The organism is Arthrobacter sp. PvP103, assembly GCF_017833075.1.
In the GTDB taxonomy this organism is placed as follows: Bacteria; Actinomycetota; Actinomycetes; order Actinomycetales; family Micrococcaceae; genus Arthrobacter.
This window is the reverse complement of record NZ_JAFIBQ010000001.1, coordinates 4,020,997-4,039,423: the sequence shown is the minus strand read 5'-3', so window position 1 is coordinate 4,039,423 and position 18,427 is coordinate 4,020,997. Positions and strand designations below refer to the sequence as shown.

Below are 18,427 nucleotides of genomic sequence, written 5' to 3'. Positions count from 1 at the left end.
GGGGCTACTTTCCGGCGACGCGGATGTCGCGGCCGGAGGCAACCTTGGCGGACATGCCCCACAGCTCGATGAAGCCGCGCGCCATCGACTGGTCGAAGGTGTCGCCGGTGTCGTAGGTGGCGAGGTCGAAGTCGTAGAGGGAGGTCTCGGAGCGGCGCCCGTTGACCACGGCCTGGCCGCCGTGCAGCGTCATGCGGATGTCACCGGAGACGTACTTCTGGGTGTCCTCGATGAAGGCGTCCAGGGAGCGCTTGAGCGGGGAGAACCACTGGCCGTCGTAGACCAGCTCGGACCAGCGCTGCCCGACAGTGGCCTTGAAGCGTGCCTGTTCGCGCTCAACGGTGATGTCCTCGAGGTGCTTGTGCGCGGTGATCAGCGCCATGGCACCGGGGGCCTCGTAGATTTCGCGGGACTTGATGCCGACGAGGCGGTCCTCGACGACGTCGATCCGGCCCACGCCCTGGGCGCCGGCGCGGCGGTTGAGTTCCTTGATGGCCTGCAGCGGGGTGACCCTGACACCGTCGATGGCGACCGGCACGCCGGCTTCGAAGGAGATGATGACCTCATCCGGCGCCGGCGGGAATTCCGGGGTGGCGGTGTAGTCGTAGATGTCCTTGGTGGGGGCGTTCCAGATGTCCTCGAGGTAGCCGGTTTCGACGGCGCGGCCCCAGACGTTCTGGTCGATCGAGTACGGGTTCTTCTTGGTGGTCTCGATCGGCAGTCCCTTTTCCTCGGCGAAGGCGATGGCCTTGTCGCGGGTCAGGGCGAGGTCGCGGACCGGGGCAATGCACTTCAGGTCCGGGCCGAGGGTCTGGATGCCCACTTCGAAGCGGACCTGGTCATTGCCCTTGCCGGTGCAGCCGTGCGCCACGGTGGTGGCACCGAATTCACGGGCGGCCTTGACCAGGTGCTTGACGATCACCGGGCGGGAGATCGCCGAGACCAGCGGGTAGTGGCCCTGGTAGAGGGCGTTGGCCTTCAGCGTGGGCATGCAGTACTCGTTGGCGAATTCGTCGCTGGCATCGGCCACGTAGGCTTCGACGGCGCCGCAGCCCAGGGCACGCTGGCGGATGGTCTCCAGCGACTCGCCGCCCTGCCCGACGTCGACGGCCACGGCGATGACCTCGGCACCGGTTGCTTCACCGATCCAGCCGATCGCTACGGAAGTATCCAGGCCACCGGAGTAGGCCAGCACAATACGCTCAGTCACTTCAAATGCTCCTTAGTTGTTTGGTTCTTGGTTGTCTTCAAGCTTATGGCCGGCTTCTTCAGCGAACTGCAGGAAGCGGGCGGCCACTTCCCCGCCCCCCTGCGGATCCCGCGTGACCAGCAGCACGGTGTCGTCCCCGGCGATGGTCCCCAGGATGGAGGGCATGACCGAGTGGTCGATGGCCAGGGCCAGGAAGTTCGCCGCCCCCGGAGGGGTCCGGAGCACCACGATGTTCGCCGATGCCTCGGCGGTAACCAGCAGTTCCCCGCACAGCCGGGCAAGCCGGGCGTCCAGGATCTCCTGGGTGACGCCGGCCTTGGCCGCACGTTCACCGCCCTCCCCCGGGACGGCGTACACGAGCACGCCGTCCTTGCCGCGAACCCGGACCGCCCCGAGTTCCACGAGGTCGCGGGACAGCGTGGCCTGGGTGACCTGGACGCCGTCGTCCGCCAGCAACGCGGCAAGCTCGGCCTGCGAACGCACTGACTCACCGGTCAGGATCGCGGTGATCCGCGCCAGCCTGGCGGTTTTGGTCGCCGGGCTCGGGCCCGGTACCGACGGGTTGGTGGACACTAGAACGTGCTCTCCCCGGTTCCTTCAACGGGCGAGAGACCGTCGACGAAGGCCAGGCCCGACCGGTGCATGAGCCACGCCATCAGCGCCTTCTGGGCGTGGAGGCGGTTTTCCGCCTCGTCCCAGACGATCGACTGGGGACCGTCGATGACTCCTGCGGAGATCTCATAGCCCCGGTACGCCGGCAGGCAGTGAAGCACGACGGCGTCCGGCGCCGCGAGCTGCATCGCTGCTTCATCAACGGAATAGTTGCGGAACAGCTGGAGCCGGGCTTCCTTTTCGGTCTCCTGTCCCATGGACACCCAGGTGTCCGTGGCGACGACGTCGGCCCCCTTGAGAGCTTCCGCGGCATCCGTGGTGATCAGTACCGAGCCGCCCGTTTCCGCAGCCCGCTCCTCTGCGGCGGCGACGATATCCGCGGCCGGCAGGTAGCCGTCCGGACCTGCAATGCGCACGTGCATCCCGGCCGTCACCCCCGCCAGCAGGTAGGAGTTCGCCATGTTGTTGGCGGAGTCACCGAGGTAGCTCATGGTGAGGCCCTTGAGCTCGCCCTTGTGTTCCTTGACGGCCAGCAGGTCGGCGAGCAGCTGGCAGGGGTGGTAGTCGTCGCAGAGGGCGTTGATGACCGGGACTTTGGAGTTTTCGGCCATGGCCACCAGACCCGAATGGGCGCCGGTGCGCCAGACGATGGTGGAGACCATGCGTTCCAGGACTTTGGCGGTGTCCTCCACGGACTCCTTGTGGCCGATCTGTGCCTCGCCCGGGTTGATGATGAGGGCGTTTCCGCCCATGTCAGCCACGCCGGTGGCGAAGGACACGCGGGTCCGGGTGGACGTCTTGTCGAAGATGACCGCGACCGTTTTGCGTCCGCTGCCTTCTGCCGCGAACGGCTGGATGCTGTAAGGCGCGGCTTTCATGCGGACGGCGAGGTCCAGGACCTCGGCCTGTTCTGCCGGGGTGAGGTCGGTGTCCTTGAGGAAGTGACGGGTTGTTGCGGAGCTGGTCACTGGGCATCCTTTGCGGTCTGGAGGAGCGTGGGCAGTGCCTGGATGAAGCTGTCGGCCTGTGCGGCCGTCAGGATCAGCGGCGGAGCGAGGCGGATGGTGCGCGGACCCGGGCTGTTGACGATGAACCCGGCATCCAGCCCTGCGGTCACGACGGCAGGCGCGATGTCCGCGTCCAGGTCAAAGCCGATCAGGAGGCCTTCGCCGCGGACTTCCGTGACGCCGTCGACTGCCGCGAGCTTCGATCGGAGGTGATCCCCCACGGCACGGACGTTGTCCAGGACGCGCTGGCTCTCGATCGCGTGGAGCGTGGCCAGGGCGGCTGCCGTGGCCACCGGGTTCCCGCCAAAGGTGGTGCCGTGCTGGCCTGCGGTGAGGAGCGAGGAAGTTTCGGGACCGAAGGTGATCAACGCCCCGATCGGGAAACCTCCGCCCAGGCCCTTGGCGAGCGTCACTGCATCCGGGACGATACCGGCGTCTTCGCTGGCCAGCCATTTGCCGGTGCGGCCGATGCCGGTCTGGACCTCATCGAGGATCAGGAGCGCGCCCGCCTTTGTGGTCGCTTCGCGGGCAGCCTTCAGGTAGCCGGCGGGCAGGGGCCGGACGCCGGCTTCACCCTGGATCGGCTCCAGGAAGACAGCCGCAGTGGTCTCATCGATTTCCTCGATCAACGCGTCGATGTCCCCGAACGGGATGTGGACAACGCCACCGGGCAGGGGTTCGAACGGCGCCCGGTAGGCGGCCTTGGCGGTCAACGCCAGCGCGCCCATGGTGCGGCCGTGGAACGCCCCCTCGAGCGCGACGATCTTGGTCCGCCGTTTGACGGTTCCGCCCGGGCCGGCTGACACCTCGGCGCCGGAATTGCGGCGCGCCAGCTTGAAGGCGGCCTCCACGGCCTCGGTGCCGGAGTTCGCGAAAAATACTTTGGAACCCGCCGGCGCCTTGGCCAGTTCGAGCAGCTTTTCGGCCAGCGCAATCTGAGTGGGGCTGGTGAAGAAGTTGGACACGTGCCCCAGGGTGGCGAGCTGGCTGGAGATCACCGACGTCACGAACGGGTGGGCGTGGCCCATGGCATTCACGGCTATGCCGCCGAGCAGGTCGAGGTACTCCTTGCCGTCGGCGTCCCAGACCAGGCAGCCCGCTCCGCGGACGAGGACCCGCTGCGGCGTCCCGAACACACCCATGAGGGACGAGGAATAGCGGGCCAGCCACTCGGCTCCAGTCGTATGGCCTTTGGTTTCGACCAGCTCAACCACCGGGGACTTTTCTATCTGGCTCATGCGTTCGTTTCCTCGTCCGGGACCACCTGCGTGCCGATTCCGGCGGTGGTGAATGTTTCCAGCAGCATGGAGTGCGGCAGGCGGCCGTCCACAATGTGTGCGCGCTCCACTCCGTCGTCAACCGCCTGCAGGCAGGCGGCCATTTTGGGGATCATGCCCGATTCAAGCCTCGGCAGCATCTCCCGCAGCTCTGAGGCCGTGAGGGATGAAATCAGCGACGACTTGTCCGGCCAGTTCGCGTAGAGGCCCTCGACGTCGGTCAGGATGACCAGCTTGGAGGCCCCCAGCGCCGACGCGACGGCGGCGGCCGCGGTGTCGGCGTTGACGTTGAGCACCTGCCCGGTGGTGGATCCGTCGTCAGCTATTTCCGGGGCAACAGTGGAAATCACCGGGATCCTGCCGGCCGCGAGGATATCCACGATGCCCTCGGGGTTGACGCCCACGACTTCCCCGACAAGGCCCAGGTCCACTTCCTCGCCGTCCACGACGGTGCCGGTCCGGACGGCACGCAGCAGCCCGCCGTCTTCTCCGGACATGCCGACGGCGTACGGGCCGTGGGAGTTGATCAGGCCCACAAGTTCGCGGCCCACCTGGCCGGTCAGCACCATGCGGACCACGTCCATGGCCTCGGGGGTGGTGACGCGCAGCCCGCCCTTGAACTCGGACTCGATGCCGAGGCGGCTGAGCATGGCGTTGATCTGCGGACCTCCGCCGTGCACCACCACCGGGTGGATGCCCACGTGGTGCAGGAAGACGACGTCCTCGGCAAACGCCCGGCGGAGTTCATCGTTGACCATGGCGTTGCCGCCGTACTTGATCACCATGGTGGTGCCCGCGAAGCGCTGGATCCACGGCAGGGCTTCAATCAGGGTGCCTGCCTTGTCCTGGGCATCACTCATGGAGGTGGTCTCGCGTGTCTGGGTGTTCATGGTGCTGTCTCCCCGGAAGGTGGGTCTGCCACCTAGCTTGAGTAGGCGCTGTTTTCGTGGACGTAGTCGTGCGTGAGGTCGTTGGTCCAGATCGTTGCTTCGGATTCTCCGGCCTGCAGGTCGATCCCGACGTGGACCTCCCGGGGCTCCAGATCCACGAGGCTGCGGTCTTCGCCGATGCTTCCGTTGCGGCAGATCTGCACGCCGTTCATGGAAACATTCAGCTGGTCCGGCTCGAACACGGCGTCGGTGGTGCCCACGGCGGACAGCACGCGGCCCCAGTTCGGGTCCTTGCCGAAGATTGCAGCCTTGAAGAGGTTGGAGCGGGCCACGGCCCTGCTGACAATCTCGGCGTCCTTTTCGCTGGCGGCGTTGAACGTCCGGATGGCGATGTCATGGCTGGCGCCTTCGGCATCACCGATCAGCTTGCGGGCCAGTTCGGCGCAGACCTGCGTCAGTCCGGCACCGAATTCCGTTGCCGAGGGCACGGCGCCCGATGCACCCGATGCCAGCAGCACCACGGTGTCGTTGGTGGACATGCAGCCGTCCGAGTCCGCCCGGTCAAAGGTGACCCTGGTGGCGTCGCGAAGCACGACGTCGAGCATTTCCGGCTGGACGTCCGCGTCGGTGGTGATGACCACCAGCATGGTGGCCAGCCCGGGGGCGAGCATGCCGGCGCCCTTGGCCATGCCGCCGATGGTGTATTCGTTGCCTTCGGCATCCTTGCCGGTGAACACTGCTTCCTTGGACACGGAATCCGTGGTCATGATCGCCGTGGCCGCAGCCGGGCCGCCGTCGGTGCCGAGGGCCGCGGCGGCCGCGCTGATGCCCGGGACGATCTTGTCCATGGGCAGCTGCTCGCCGATCAGGCCGGTGGAGCAGACAAAGATGTCGGTGGCCGAGACGCCCAGGGCTTCGGCGGTCTTTTCCGCGGTGGTGTGGGTGTTTTGGAAGCCCTGCGGGCCGGTGCAGGCGTTGGCGCCCCCGGAGTTGAGGATCACGGCGTCGACGCGGCCGTCCTTCACCACTTCGCGCGACCAGTGGACGGGGGCCGCGGCCACGCGGTTGGACGTAAACACCGCCGCTGCGGCTTTGGACGGGCCGTCGTTGACCACAAGGGCAAGATCAGGATTCCCTGACGCCTTCAGGCCGGCTTTGACCCCGGCGGCGCGGAATCCTTTGGAGGCGGTGACGCTCACGGGGCAACTCCCTGCAGGTTGAGGCCGGCGGTTTCCGCCAGGCCAAGGGCGATATTCATGGACTGCACGGCGCCGCCGGCGGTCCCCTTGGTCAGGTTGTCGATGGCGCAGGTAACAATGACGCGGCCGGTGTGCGCATCGAACGCCACCTGCATCACGGCGTGGTTGGAGCCCTGCACGGACTTGGTGGAGGGCCACTGGCCCTCGGGAAGCAGGTGAACGAACGGCTCGTCGTCGTACGCCCCTTCCCAGGCGCTGCGCAGCTCTGCTGCGGTGACGCCGGGCTTCACCTTTGCCGTTGCGGTGGTGAGGATGCCCCGGCTCATCGGGGCAAGGGTGGGCGTGAAGGATACCGTCACAGCCTCGCCCGCGGCATTGCCCAGCCCCTGCTCGATCTCCGGAGTGTGCCGGTGGCCGCCGCCCACGCCGTAGGGGCTCATGGACCCCATGACCTCGGAGCCGATGAGGTTCACCTTCGCAGCTTTCCCGGCGCCAGAGGTGCCGGAGGCAGCGACAATCACGACGTCGTCAGGCTGCAGGAGGCTGCCGGCGAACCCGGGCGTCAGGGCCAGCAGGGCCGACGTCGGGTAGCATCCCGGTACGGCAATCCGGTTCGCTCCCTTGAGCTTTTCCCGCTGGCCCGGAAGTTCGGGCAGCCCGTAGGGCCACGTCCCGGCGTGCGCGGAACCGTAGAACTTTTCCCAGGCGGCGGGGTCTTCCAGCCGGTGGTCGGCGCCGGCGTCGATCACTACCGTGCCTTCGGGCAACTGGGCCGCAATGTCCGCGGAGGCACCATGCGGCAGGGCCAGGAACACCACGTCGTGGCCGGAGAGGTTCTCCACGGTGGTGTCCTCGAGGATGCGGCTGGCCAGACCATGGAGATGCGGCTGCAATTCGCCTAGTCTGGAACCGGCGTTGCTGTGTGCTGTGATAGCGCCGATAGTGACGTCGGGGTGTCCGGCCAGAAGGCGAAGCACCTCACCGCCGGCGTAACCGCTCGCACCGGAAACGGCAACAGAAATAGTCATGGAAACGACTATACAGGAAGACTATGCATAGAACCCGATATTTATGCATACGCTCATACCTGCCCTTGTTAGGCCAGCCAGCGTATGCTTGAAGAAGGGTGATCCTGACCGTGCGGTCCGAATGTCGGCTGCAGCGTTGCCCGTAACAGTTACGAGGCCCCGAGTCCATGACCCCCACCACCACTTCGGAGCGACCGCAATCGCGTGTCCGGCAGCCCAACCAGGTTGTCCTGAGCTACTCCGAACTCCTCAAAACCGTCAAGGCCGCAGGGCTGCTCGAACGGCGCGTCGGCTTCTACATCACGGTCTTCTCCGTCCTGGTGCTCCTGATGACAGCAGCCTGGTTCGGCTTCGCGCTCATCGGTGACAGCTGGTTCCAGCTCCTCATCGCCGCCGCCATTGGCATCCTCTGCACCCAGCTGAGCTTCCTGGCCCACGAGGCCGGGCACCGCCAGATCTTCGCCTCCCGCCGTGCAAACGACTGGGCGGCCAGGCTGCTGGCCACGTCCGTCGCCGGCATGAGCTACTCCTGGTGGGAGCAGAAGCACGGCGCCCACCACAACCACCCGAACGTCATTTCCAAGGATCCCGACATCGCGCCCGGGCCCATTGCCTTTCACACCGAAGCGGTTGCAGACCGCCAGGGACGGTTCGCATTCCTTACCAAGAAGCAGGGCTGGTTCTTCTTCCCGCTGCTGTTCCTGGTGGGCCTCGGCCTGCAGATCGATTCGGTCAAGTTCGTCTTCCGCCGCGCAAAGGTCACGCACCGCTGGGTTGAACTCCCGATCCTGCTGGCCCGCCTGAGCCTGCTGCCGGTCCTTACCTTCACGTTCCTGCCGTGGGGCATGGCGCTGGCGTTCATCGGCGTCCAGCTCGCTGTCTTCGGTTTCTACATGGGCGCTTCCTTCGCCCCGAACCACAAGGGCATGCCGGTCCTGCCGGCGGACAGCCGCGTGGACTTCTTCAGCCGCCAGGTCCTGACGTCCAGGAACATCTCAGGCGGCCGCTTCATGGACATCCTGATGGGCGGCCTGAACCGTCAGGCCGAACACCACCTCTTCCCGGACATGGCCCGCCCGCAGCTGGATAAGGCCGCAGTCATCGTCCGGGAGTTCTGCGCCAAGCACCAGGTCCCCTACACGGAGACCACGCTGCTGCAGTCCTACGGAATCATCGTGCGTTACCTCAACGACGTGGGCCTCTCCGCCGGGCGCCACTTCGAATGCCCCATGGCCACTGTTACCCGCCGCTTCTAGGCACACCCCCGATTCACCCTTGAGACGAAGTGACGGCCGGTTACCGGCCGTCACTTCGTCGTTGACGGCCGTGTCCCTAGGATGGTTCCTGTATCCGGGCCTGGAAATCCCAGCCCAGGGAAGGAGACATATGATGCACGCAATTGTTGCCCGCCAGGCAGGCGGCCCTGAAGTGCTGCAGCTTGCCGAAGTGGATCGTCCGGTGCCTGGTCCGGGCCAGCTGCTGGTGAAGGTCTCCGCCACGGGCGTGAACTTCATCGACACCTACAAGCGCAGCGGCACGTACAAAGTCGCCTATCCATTTACCCCGGGTTCCGAGGCCGCCGGCACCGTCGAGGAAATCGGCGACAACGTCACGGTGTTCTCACCGGGCGACCGGGTGGCCACCGCCGAAGGAGCCAACTGCTACGCAGGCTACATCCTCGTGGACGAGGACAAGGCCCTCCCGGTCCCCCGCGGCGTGGACGATTTCACGGCGGCAGCCCTTCCCCTGCAGGGGATCACCGCGCACTACCTGGTCAATTCCTCTTTCCGGGTGGAGCCTGGCCACACCATCCTGCTTCACGCCGGGGCCGGCGGGGTGGGCCTGCTGGCGATCCAGCTGCTCAAGGCAAAGGGAGCCCGCGTCATCACCACCGTCTCCACCGATGACAAAGCGAAACTGGCCCGCGAGGCCGGCGCCGACCACGTCATTCCCTATGACGGCTTCTCCGCCAAAGTCCGGGAGCTGACCGACGGAACCGGCGCGGATGCGGTCTACGACGGCGTCGGCAAGGACACCTTCGACGGTTCCCTGGCCGCCCTGCGGGTCCGCGGCACGCTGGTTCTCTTCGGCGCCGCATCCGGACCGGTTCCGCCCTTCGATCCGCAGCGCCTCAATGCCGGCGGCTCACTGTACCTGACCAGGCCGACCATAAACCACTTCCTCCGCAACGCCCAGGAACGCCGCTGGCGCTCAGATGAGATTTTCGCGGCGGCCGCAGACGGGAACCTCAAGGTCCGGATCGGCGGCCGCTACGACCTGGCCCGTGCAGCACAGGCGCACGACGACCTTGAACAGCGCCGCACCACCGGCAAAATCATCCTGGTCCCCTGAACCAGGGAACAGAACAACGAAGCAGGGACCGGGTAGCAGGAACCCGTTAACGGGACACAAACCCCCGGCGAACGCCGGGAGAACTGCGACACCTTCTGTTCATCTTGTGCGGAAAGAATGACCCCCGTGACTGAACAACCGCAAGCCTCCGGATCCGCGCCCGCGCCGGAGTCCGAGTCCGGCCCCCTGGAAGGACGCTCTGCTCTTCCCGCCGTCCGGAACGTGCATCTGCCGCAGCTGCCGGGCGCCGCCGCGGCACCGCCGGAGCGGACGCTGATCGACATCCTGGAGGACACGGCCCGGAAGTATCCCGAGGCGTCGGCCCTGGACGACGGCCACCGGCGCCTGAGTTACGCGCAGCTGATGGCCGAGGTCCGGGCCACGGCACGGGAGCTGCATCTGGCTGGCCTCGGCGCCGGCGACAAGATCGGCGTCCGCATCCCTTCCGGCACCAACCGCCTCTATATCTCGATCCTGGCCATACTGCTGATCGGGGCAGCGTACGTTCCGGTGGATGCTGATGACCCCGACGAACGCGCCAAGCTGGTGTTCAGTGAAGCCCGCGTCGGCGCGATCCTCAGAGGCAATGGCGAGATCGTCACGGACAGCAAGCGTCCCCGGCCGTTCCCGGCGCCGCGGAAGCCGCAGGCCGACGACGACTCCTGGGTGATCTTCACCTCCGGCTCCACGGGCACCCCCAAGGGCGTCGCCGTCCAGCACCGCTCCTCGGCGGCGTTCGTGGACGCCGAAGCCCGGCTGTTCCTGCAGGACGAACCCATCGGCCCCCAGGACCGGGTGCTCGCCGGACTGTCCGTGGCCTTCGACGCGTCCTGCGAGGAGATGTGGCTGGCCTGGCGCTATGGAGCCTGCCTGGTTCCTGCCCCTCGGTCGCTGGTCCGGACCGGCATGGACCTCGGCCCGTGGCTGATCAGCCACGGGATAACAGTGGTGTCCACTGTGCCCACCCTCGCGGCCCTGTGGCCGGCAGAAGCGCTGGAGAACGTGAGGCTGCTGATATTCGGCGGTGAGGCCTGCCCGCCGGAGCTCGCGGATCGCCTCGCCGTCGACGGCAGGGAGGTGTGGAACACCTACGGCCCCACGGAAGCCACCGTGGTTGCCTGCGCGGCGCAGCTGGGCGTGCCCGGCCCGCTTCGGATCGGCCTGCCGCTGGACGGCTGGGACCTTGCCGTGGTTGACGCCGGCGGCATTCCGGTGGAGGAGGGCCAGGTGGGCGAGCTCATCATCGGCGGCGTGGGGCTGGCCCGGTACCTCGATCCCGCCAAGGACGCCGAAAAGTACGCGCCCATGCCGTCCCTCGGCTGGACCCGGGCCTACCGGTCCGGAGACCTGGTCCGCTATGAGGCATCGGGGCTCGTCTTCATGGGCCGCGCCGACGAACAGGTGAAGCTCGGTGGCCGGCGGATCGAACTCGGAGAGATCGACGCCGCCCTGCAGGCACTGCCTGACGTTGCCGGAGCGGCGGCCGCGGTCCGCACGACGGCGGCCGGGAACCAGATCCTCGTCGGTTACCTTGCCGCCGCGGGCACCGCGGAGATCGATCTCGCGGCGGCCAGGGAGCTGCTGGGAGCCAGCCTCCCGGCGGCGCTCATACCGCTCCTCACTGTTGTGGAATCACTGCCCACCAAGACGAGCGGAAAGGTGGACCGGCACGCCCTGCCCTGGCCGCTCGCCGGCGCGGGGGCAGCAGATGCGGACAATGCACCCCTGAACCTGCCGGACGACGCACGCTGGATCGTGGAGCAGTGGGTCAGCGTGCTGGGGACACCGGCGTCGAGCCTGGATGCCGACTTCTTTGCCCATGGCGGCGGATCCCTGGCAGCCGCGCAGCTCGTGTCCGCGCTCCGTGTCCGCTATCCCACCATCACGGTGGCCGACATCTACGCCACCCCGAGGGTGGGCGCGCTCATCGACGTTGCCCGGCAATCCCTGCCCGAGGGGGCGGCCGGACCGGCGCCGGAGCGTGAGGTCCGTCCCACAGCCCTGAAATCGCAGGTCTTCCAGACTCTGATGGGGGTCCCCCTGCACATTCTGGTGGGCATGCGGTGGCTGACCTACGTTATGGCGGCCAACAACCTGTTGGCCGCCCTTGCCGGCTTCACGGCCGCTCCCGTTGTTTCCTGGTGGTGGGTGGCCGCTTCCTGGCTGGTGTTCGTGAGCCCGGCCGGCCGGATGGCCCTCTCGGTCCTGGCCGCCAGGACCCTGCTCCGGCGCGTGGTCCCCGGGACCTACCCGAGGTCCGGCAAGGTGCACCTGCGGCTGTGGCTGGCAGAACAGATCCAGGACTTGTCGGGCGCCATCAGCCTGGCAAGCGCCCCCTGGGTTCCGTACTATGCGAAAGCGCTCGGGGCAAAGATCGGCAACGACGTCCAGCTGCATTCGCTGCCGCCCGTCACCGGAATGCTTTCGCTGGGGCGCGGCTGCAACATCGAACCCGAAGTGGATCTCTCCGGCTGGTGGATTGACGGCGACACCGTCCACATCGGCCGGGTGCACGTTGGCGCCGGCGCCACAGTGGGAGCACGCAGCACGCTCATGCCAGGCGCCAGTATCGGAGCCGGCGCCCAAGTGGAGCCGGGCTCGGCGGTTCTCGGCAAGGTCAAGGCCGGGCAGCTGGTGTCCGGCTCCCCCGCCGAGCGGATCGGCAAAGCCAAACATGCGTGGCCGGACACGCCGCCGCCGGCGCATGCGCTGATCGGGCGGCTCTGGTTCGCAGGCTTTGCCGCAGCCTCGGCGGCGCTGGCCACCATCCCCTACCTGTCCGCTGCCGCCGGGGCGCTGGTGGTCTTCCTGTTCATCCGCGGCAGCGAATCACTTTCGGCAGCCATCCCCCAGGTGCTTGCCTCGCTCCCGCTCGCGGCGCTGACGTGGTTCATCACCAACCTCCTGCTGATCCTTGCCACCACCCGGCTGCTGGGTGTGGGACTCAAGGAAGGCTACTTCAGGGTGCGGAGCCGGATCGGCTGGCAGGTCTGGGCGACAGAACGGGTGCTGGACCTGGCCCGTGACGTCCTGTTTCCGATCTACGCCAGCCTGTTCACCCCGGTCTGGCTGCGCCTCTTGGGAGCCAAGGTCGGCAAGAACGTTGAGGCCTCCACCGTCCTCCTGCTCCCCAAGATGACAACCGTCGGCGAAGGCGCGTTCCTTGCGGATGACACCATGGTGGCCTCCTATGAACTTGGCGGCGGGTGGATGCGGATTGCCCCGGCCAAAATCGGCAAACGCTCTTTCCTGGGCAACTCCGGAATGACGGGGGCCGGGCGAAGCGTGCCCAAGAACTCCTTGGTGGCCGTCCTCTCCGCCACCCCGGCCAAGGCGAAATCCGGCACGTCCTGGCTGGGCAGCCCGCCGGTCCGGCTGCGGCGTACAGCAATTGCCACGGACAACACCCTGACCTTCCAGCCACCCCGGCGGCTGAAACTGGCCCGCGCCCTGTGGGAGCTCTGCCGGTTCATTCCGGTGGTGCTCACGGTGGGCCTGGCCGCCGGCGTCATGCTCGCCTTCGACCGGCTCGCCTCGCTATGGGGCTACGGTTTCGCTGCCATCCTGGGAGGCATCGTGGTCCTGGTGGCAGGAGCCGTGGCCGCGGCCAGCGCCGTTGCGGCCAAATGGCTGCTGGTGGGCAAAATCAGGCCGGGCGAACATGCGTTGTGGAGCTCCTTCATCTGGCGGAACGAGGTAGTGGATACGTTCATCGAAATGGTGAGTGCGCCCTGGTTCGCCCGCTCGGCTTCGGGCACTCCTGCGCTCGTGTGGTGGCTGCGCGGGCTGGGAGCGAAGATCGGCCGCGGCACATGGTGCGAAAGTTACTGGCTGCCCGAAGCAGACCTTGTCACTCTGGGGGAGAGCTCAACAGTCAACCGGGGCTGCGTGGTCCAGACCCACCTGTTCCACGACCGGATCATGAGCATCGACACTGTTACCCTCGAAGACGGAGCCACGATGGGGCCGCACGGTGTCATCCTTCCGCGGGCACGCATCGCGAGGGGCGGCACGGTGGGGCCGGCATCCTTGGTCATGCGCGGGGAGACTGTTCCCGCCGCGACCTACTGGATGGGCAACCCGGTCAGCCCCTGGGCGGGTCCGGCCGTACCGGCTCCGCGGCTAAAGTAGCTCCCACACGGTCGGCTCCGGCTCCCGCCATCCGCAATTCGAAGGCCAGTCTATGAGTTTTGCAGCACCAGCCAGTCCCGGCGATACACGCCGGCCGGGCGAACCGTCGGGCTCCCCGGATCCCTACGTCCCCGGGCATGGCACGAACGCCTACCGTGTCACGCGATACGAACTGGAACTGGACTACAAACTGGCCAGCAACAGGCTGAACGGGAGGGCAGTCCTGCACGCCGAGGCGGACCGGCCGTCGTCGGCCGTTGTCCTGGACCTCGCTGGACTGCGCGCCGTCAAAGTCTCCCTGAACGGCCGAAGGCTGCGGAGATTCAGCCAGCGGGCCGAACAGTTGGTGATCGTCCCTGACGCGGCGCTGCTGCCGGGAGACCGCTTCACGCTGGACATCCGGTATGAGGGGAATCCTTCTCCCCGCCGGGGCCTCTGGGGCGAGGTGGGCTGGGAAGAACTTACCGACGGCGTGCTGGTGGCGGGCCAGCCCAACGGTGCCGCCTCCTGGTTTCCCTGCAACGACCATCCGCAGCACAAGTCCAGCTACCGGATCGCCGTCACCACGGACGCAAGCTACCGGGCGGTTTGCAACGGTCTGCTGATCTCCCGCAAGACCGGCTCCAGCCGTGAAACCTGGACATACGAGCAGGCCGAGCCGATGGCGACATATCTCGCCACCGTCCAGATCGGCCGGTACGACGTTCTGACCCTGGACACCGCGTCGGTACCCGGCAGCGTCCCCCAGCACGTCGCAGTGCCTGCCTCCCTGGCCGACGCAGCACGCCGGGGCCTGGCCCGCCAGCCGGAGATGATGCGCACCTTCGTCAACAGCTTCGGCCCTTATCCGTTCCAGGAGTACACCGTGGTGGTGGCAGAGGACGAACTCGAGATTCCGCTCGAGGCCCAGACGCTGTCCATCCTGGGCCCCAACCATTTGGATACGGGATGGGAATCGCAGCGGCTCATTGCCCACGAACTGTCCCACCAGTGGTTCGGCAATTCCCTGACGGTTGCGGCCTGGTGCGACATCTGGCTGCACGAAGGCTTCGCGTGCTACGCGGAGTGGATCTGGTCCGAGGCTGCCGGGGTCATGAGCGTTGCGGACCGCGCAGCGGCTGCCTGGCGGAAGCTCGACGCCGGTCGCCAGGACCTCATGGTCGGTGACCCCGGGCCGGAGCTGATGTTCGACGACCGGGTCTACAAACGCGGCGCCCTGGCGCTGCACGCGCTCCGGATCCGGTGCGGAGACCTCGCCTTTTATGCGCTGCTGCACGAGTGGGCGGCCAGCAACCGCCACGGATCCGTGTCCACTGCCGGGTTCATCCAGACAGCGGACCGCGTGGCCGGAATCGATTCAGAAGCCCTGCTCCACCCCTGGCTGTTCGAAGAGGCACTGCCGGCCCTGCCCGAGCGGTAGCCGCCGGGGGTGGCCCTGACCGAGCGGTAGCTGCCGGGGCTTCACCCGAAGGCGACGGCGGCCGCCAAGTGGCCCGGCAGCCCCGACTCGGCTGACGCAAGGTCACGGATGCCGGCCCGGTCAAGCACGTCAAGAGTCTCAGGCGGCCGCCTCAGGCCCTCCCCGGTCATCTTCAGGAAGGCCTCCTTCCGAGCCCAGAGCCGGGCACGCTCACGCAGCAGGGCGGTCCCGCGCAACGGGGCCGCGGCCTGGCGCTCCGCGGGGGTCAGCGCCACCGCGTCGAAGCCCTCGAATTCCATCCGCTGCGGATCCTCGGCGTCGACTCCCAGCCGCTGACCCGGCACGGGAGATGTCACGGCCGCCAGCAGGGTCCAGCCGCCAGCCCGTGAGAGGCTCAGGAGCAGGGGCACCGGGACTCCGTCCAGGGTGTAGCCGGGCCTTCCATGGGGGACGCCCGGTCCAGTGCCGCATTGCGGGCAGCTGTAACTGGCGGCAAGATCATGGGCGCGCACCCCGAGCAGCTCCGCGGCGAACAGCCGCTGGGCCAGACGGCCGGCCAGGAAATCCTCGCGCGCCCCGGGCACCATGGCGCGGGCCCGTTCCAGTTCAGTCCGTTCCAGGAGCCGGCGGGCTCCGCGTTCCAACTCCGCACGTGCCGTGGCCGGATCCTGCCCGGCTGCGCGAAAGGGCGGGCAGGCACGCACAACAAGTTGTGATGCCATGGCCCGCCCTTCTGCGTGCTTAGCGCCGTTGGAACTAGCGCTGAACGGCTCCGAACCGTTCGGCGGCCACCGTCACGGCGCTTTCACGGGCAGCAGAGGCCTCATCGGCTGTGAGCGTCCGGTCAGCGGCACGGAAGCGCAGGCCGAATGCCAGCGACTTCTTGCCGTCCTCAATGCCCTTTCCTGCGTACACGTCGAACAGCGCCACGTCTTCCAGCAGCTCGCCGGCTCCTTCGCGGAGGGCGGCCAGGACGTCGTCGGCGGGAACATCCTTGGGAACCACCAGGGCCACATCCTGGGTGGCCACCGGGAAGCCGGAAATGTGCTTGGCCACGATGACATCCGCGGCGGCTTCGAAGAGGGCATCGGCGTTGAGCTCGAGTGCCACCGAGCGTGCCGGCATGTCGTGCGCGGCCAGCAGCTTGGGGTGCAGTTCACCGGCATAGCCGATGACTTCGCCCGAGCGCAGCGACAGTTGGGCGGTCCGTCCCGGGTGGTAGGCCTGGTGGTGGCCCTGGCTGATGACGATTTCGACACCCAGGACATCGCCGGCGAGGCGGGCGATGTCCAAAGCGTCGGCCCAGTCCCAGGCACGCGGTGTGTGCGACGCTGCGGCGGGCGAGTCGTGGCCCGTCAGGACCGCCGCGATGTGCAGCGGCTGGTCGGGAACGCCGTCGTACAGGGCATCCAGCACCTCATCGGAGGGCTTGACGCCAAGCGGCGGAATGGAGGGAGTACCCAGGGTGTCCCCCGGCAGGAAGACAAGTCCCGCCTCGAAGACCGCCAGGTCGCGGAAGCCGCGCGAGTGGTTGCGCTTGGCTACCTCGATCAGTCCGGGCAGGATGGACGTCCGCAGGTAGCCCTGTTCTTCGCTGATCGGGTTGGCAAGCTTGACGGCCTTGCGGCCGGCGCCCTGCTCAGCCACGCCGAAGGTGTCATTGGCGGCCTTGGACACGAACGGGTACGCGAGGACCTCGGTGAGCCCGGCGTCGGCGAGCGCCTGGACCAGGCGGCGGCGTTGCTGCTGGACGCGGGTCAGGCCGCGTCCCGGAGGCGCCACCGGAAGCGTCGCGGGAATCTGGTCGTAACCTACCAGCCGGGCGATTTCCTCGGAGAGGTCTTCCTTGGTTTCGAGGTCGTTGCGCCAGCTCGGGGCCGTGACTGTCCAGCCGGCGTCGTTCCTGGCCACGGCAGCGCCGAGGTCCTCGAGCGAGGTGACGATCTGTTCGTCGGTGAAGTCGATGCCGATCCGGGCTGCGGCGAATGCCGCCGGCAGCTCGATGGTCACGGCGTCAGGGGCCGTGCCGACGTCGGTGCCGGCTTCATCGGCCGTGCCGCCGGCCAGCTCGACGAGAAGGTCGACAACCCGCTGGGCGGCGATGCCGGCAACCTGCCAGTCCACGCCGCGTTCGAAACGCTTGGACGCTTCGGAGGGCAGCTTGTGCCGGCGGCGTGACCGTGCGATCGATACTTCGTCGAAGTGCGCCGCTTCAACCAGGACGTTCGACGTCGAATCGCTCACCTCCGTGGCAGCACCGCCCATGACGCCGGCGATGCCGATCGCGCCGGAGTCGTCGGTGATCAGGAGGTCCTCGACGTCGAGCTTCCGCTCCTTGTCGTCAAGGGTGGTGATCTTCTCTCCCGCCACAGCGCGCCGCACCACAATGTCGCCGGACAGCTTGTCCAGGTCGTAGCAGTGCGTCGGCTGGCCGAGTTCCAGCATGACGTAGTTCGAGATGTCCACCGGCAGCGAGATGGAGCGGATGCCGGCCAGCCGCAGGCGCGAGACCATCCACGGCGGCGTCGGCTTGGTGGCATCGATGCCACGGACGGTGCGTGCCACGAAACGGTCGCACCCCGGCTTGCCGTAAATGGGGGCGTCGTCATTGAGTTTGACTCCGTACCCGCCGGCCAGTTCAGCCGGTACCTGCACCTGTGAAGCCGGGTCCGTGAAAGCGGTACCGGTGGCGTGGGCATATTCACGGGCGACGCCGCGGATGGAGAACGCGTAGCCGCGGTCCGGAGTGACGTTGATTTCGGCGGCCTGGTCGTAGAGGCCGAGCAGTTCCATGGCGTCGGTGCCGATTTCGGGATCCAGCCCGATCCGGGAGAGCACCAGGATGCCGTCGTGGTCCTCGCCGATGCCCAGTTCACGGACGGAGGCGATCATGCCGGCGGACAGGTGGCCGTAGGTCTTCCGGGCGGAAATGTGGAAGTCTCCGGGCAGCACGGCACCGGGAAGGGTGACCACTACCTTGTCACCTTCCACGAAGTTGTGGGCGCCGCAGATGATGCCCTGGACACCCGACGGGTCAATGCCGTCGCCGGTGAGGGTCTGTTCCTGGCCCTCCGGGACCACTCGGACCTGGCACCAGTTGATGGTCTTGCCGTTGGTCTGCGGCTCCTTGACCAGGCTCAGTACCTGGCCCACCACAACGGGGCCGCGGAGCGCGTCCGTGGGGCGGTGGACTGCTTCTTCTTCAAAACCGACCTTGACCAGTTCTGCCATGACGTCTTCGGCCGTTGCTTCGGCCGGTACCTGCGCGAACTCACGCAACCAGGAAAGTGGGATACGCACT

The 18,427-nt window shown here is 67.3% G+C and carries 13 protein-coding genes; 4 read left to right on the top strand and 9 right to left on the bottom strand.

Annotated features, from left to right (window positions below; translation table 11 throughout):
* Window positions 1-4: 4 nt before the first annotated feature.
* The 7 genes from JOE41_RS18465 to argC are packed head-to-tail and all read right to left on the bottom strand — an operon-like array spanning window position 5 to window position 7,223.
* Window positions 5-1,210, bottom strand: a complete 1,206-nt coding sequence (locus JOE41_RS18465) for an argininosuccinate synthase (RefSeq protein WP_011691362.1) — start codon at window positions 1,208-1,210, stop codon at window positions 5-7.
* A 12-nt stretch (window positions 1,211-1,222) separates the two neighbouring features.
* On the bottom strand, window positions 1,223-1,783 hold the full coding sequence (locus tag JOE41_RS18460) for an arginine repressor (protein ID WP_011691361.1): 561 nt from the start codon (window positions 1,781-1,783) through the stop codon (window positions 1,223-1,225).
* Window positions 1,783-2,790 carry an ornithine carbamoyltransferase gene (gene argF / locus JOE41_RS18455; protein WP_011691360.1) on the bottom strand — a complete coding sequence of 336 codons (1,008 nt, stop codon included), beginning with the start codon at window positions 2,788-2,790 and terminating at the stop codon, window positions 1,783-1,785. Before argF ends, JOE41_RS18460 begins: the two co-directional genes overlap by 1 nt.
* Complete coding sequence (locus tag JOE41_RS18450) at window positions 2,787-4,067, bottom strand: acetylornithine transaminase (protein ID WP_209753182.1); 1,281 nt, start codon at window positions 4,065-4,067, stop codon at window positions 2,787-2,789. The genes argF and JOE41_RS18450 overlap by 4 nt, the downstream gene beginning before the upstream one ends.
* Window positions 4,064-4,996 carry an acetylglutamate kinase gene (argB, locus tag JOE41_RS18445; RefSeq protein ID WP_011691358.1) on the bottom strand — a complete coding sequence of 311 codons (933 nt, stop codon included), beginning with the start codon at window positions 4,994-4,996 and terminating at the stop codon, window positions 4,064-4,066. Before argB ends, JOE41_RS18450 begins: the two co-directional genes overlap by 4 nt.
* Before the next feature lie 32 nt (window positions 4,997-5,028).
* Window positions 5,029-6,195, bottom strand: a complete 1,167-nt coding sequence (gene argJ, locus JOE41_RS18440; RefSeq protein ID WP_209753181.1) for a bifunctional glutamate N-acetyltransferase/amino-acid acetyltransferase ArgJ — start codon at window positions 6,193-6,195, stop codon at window positions 5,029-5,031.
* The gene (gene argC / locus JOE41_RS18435) at window positions 6,192-7,223 is read right to left on the bottom strand and encodes an N-acetyl-gamma-glutamyl-phosphate reductase (RefSeq protein WP_209753180.1); all 1,032 of its coding nucleotides are present in this window, start codon (window positions 7,221-7,223) and stop codon (window positions 6,192-6,194) included. Before argC ends, argJ begins: the two co-directional genes overlap by 4 nt.
* 167 nt (window positions 7,224-7,390) lie before the next feature.
* Between argC and JOE41_RS18430 the strand changes: the two genes are divergently transcribed.
* The 4 genes from JOE41_RS18430 to JOE41_RS18415 all read left to right on the top strand — a co-directional run bounded on the left by JOE41_RS18430 (window position 7,391) and on the right by JOE41_RS18415 (window position 15,126).
* The gene (locus JOE41_RS18430) at window positions 7,391-8,479 is read left to right on the top strand and encodes an acyl-CoA desaturase (RefSeq protein ID WP_011691355.1); all 1,089 of its coding nucleotides are present in this window, start codon (window positions 7,391-7,393) and stop codon (window positions 8,477-8,479) included.
* Between the two features lie 130 nt (window positions 8,480-8,609).
* A complete protein-coding gene (locus JOE41_RS18425; RefSeq protein WP_011691354.1) occupies window positions 8,610-9,575 on the top strand; it encodes a quinone oxidoreductase in 966 nt (321 codons plus the stop codon).
* Window positions 9,576-9,692: 117 nt separating this feature from the next.
* Window positions 9,693-13,706: a Pls/PosA family non-ribosomal peptide synthetase gene (locus tag JOE41_RS18420; protein WP_245200763.1), complete on the top strand. Its 4,014-nt coding sequence runs from the start codon at window positions 9,693-9,695 to the stop codon at window positions 13,704-13,706.
* A 52-nt stretch (window positions 13,707-13,758) separates the two neighbouring features.
* Complete coding sequence (locus tag JOE41_RS18415; protein WP_209753179.1) at window positions 13,759-15,126, top strand: M1 family metallopeptidase; 1,368 nt, start codon at window positions 13,759-13,761, stop codon at window positions 15,124-15,126.
* A 41-nt stretch (window positions 15,127-15,167) separates the two neighbouring features.
* Here JOE41_RS18415 and JOE41_RS18410 read toward each other — a convergent pair whose 3' ends face one another.
* Both JOE41_RS18410 and pheT read right to left on the bottom strand, forming a co-directional pair.
* Entirely contained in the window at window positions 15,168-15,848 is a 681-nt protein-coding gene (locus JOE41_RS18410) for a 4'-phosphopantetheinyl transferase superfamily protein (protein ID WP_011691351.1), read from the bottom strand.
* 34 nt (window positions 15,849-15,882) lie between these two features.
* Entirely contained in the window at window positions 15,883-18,426 is a 2,544-nt protein-coding gene (gene pheT / locus JOE41_RS18405) for a phenylalanine--tRNA ligase subunit beta (protein ID WP_209753178.1), read from the bottom strand.
* Window position 18,427: the final 1 nt, after the last annotated feature.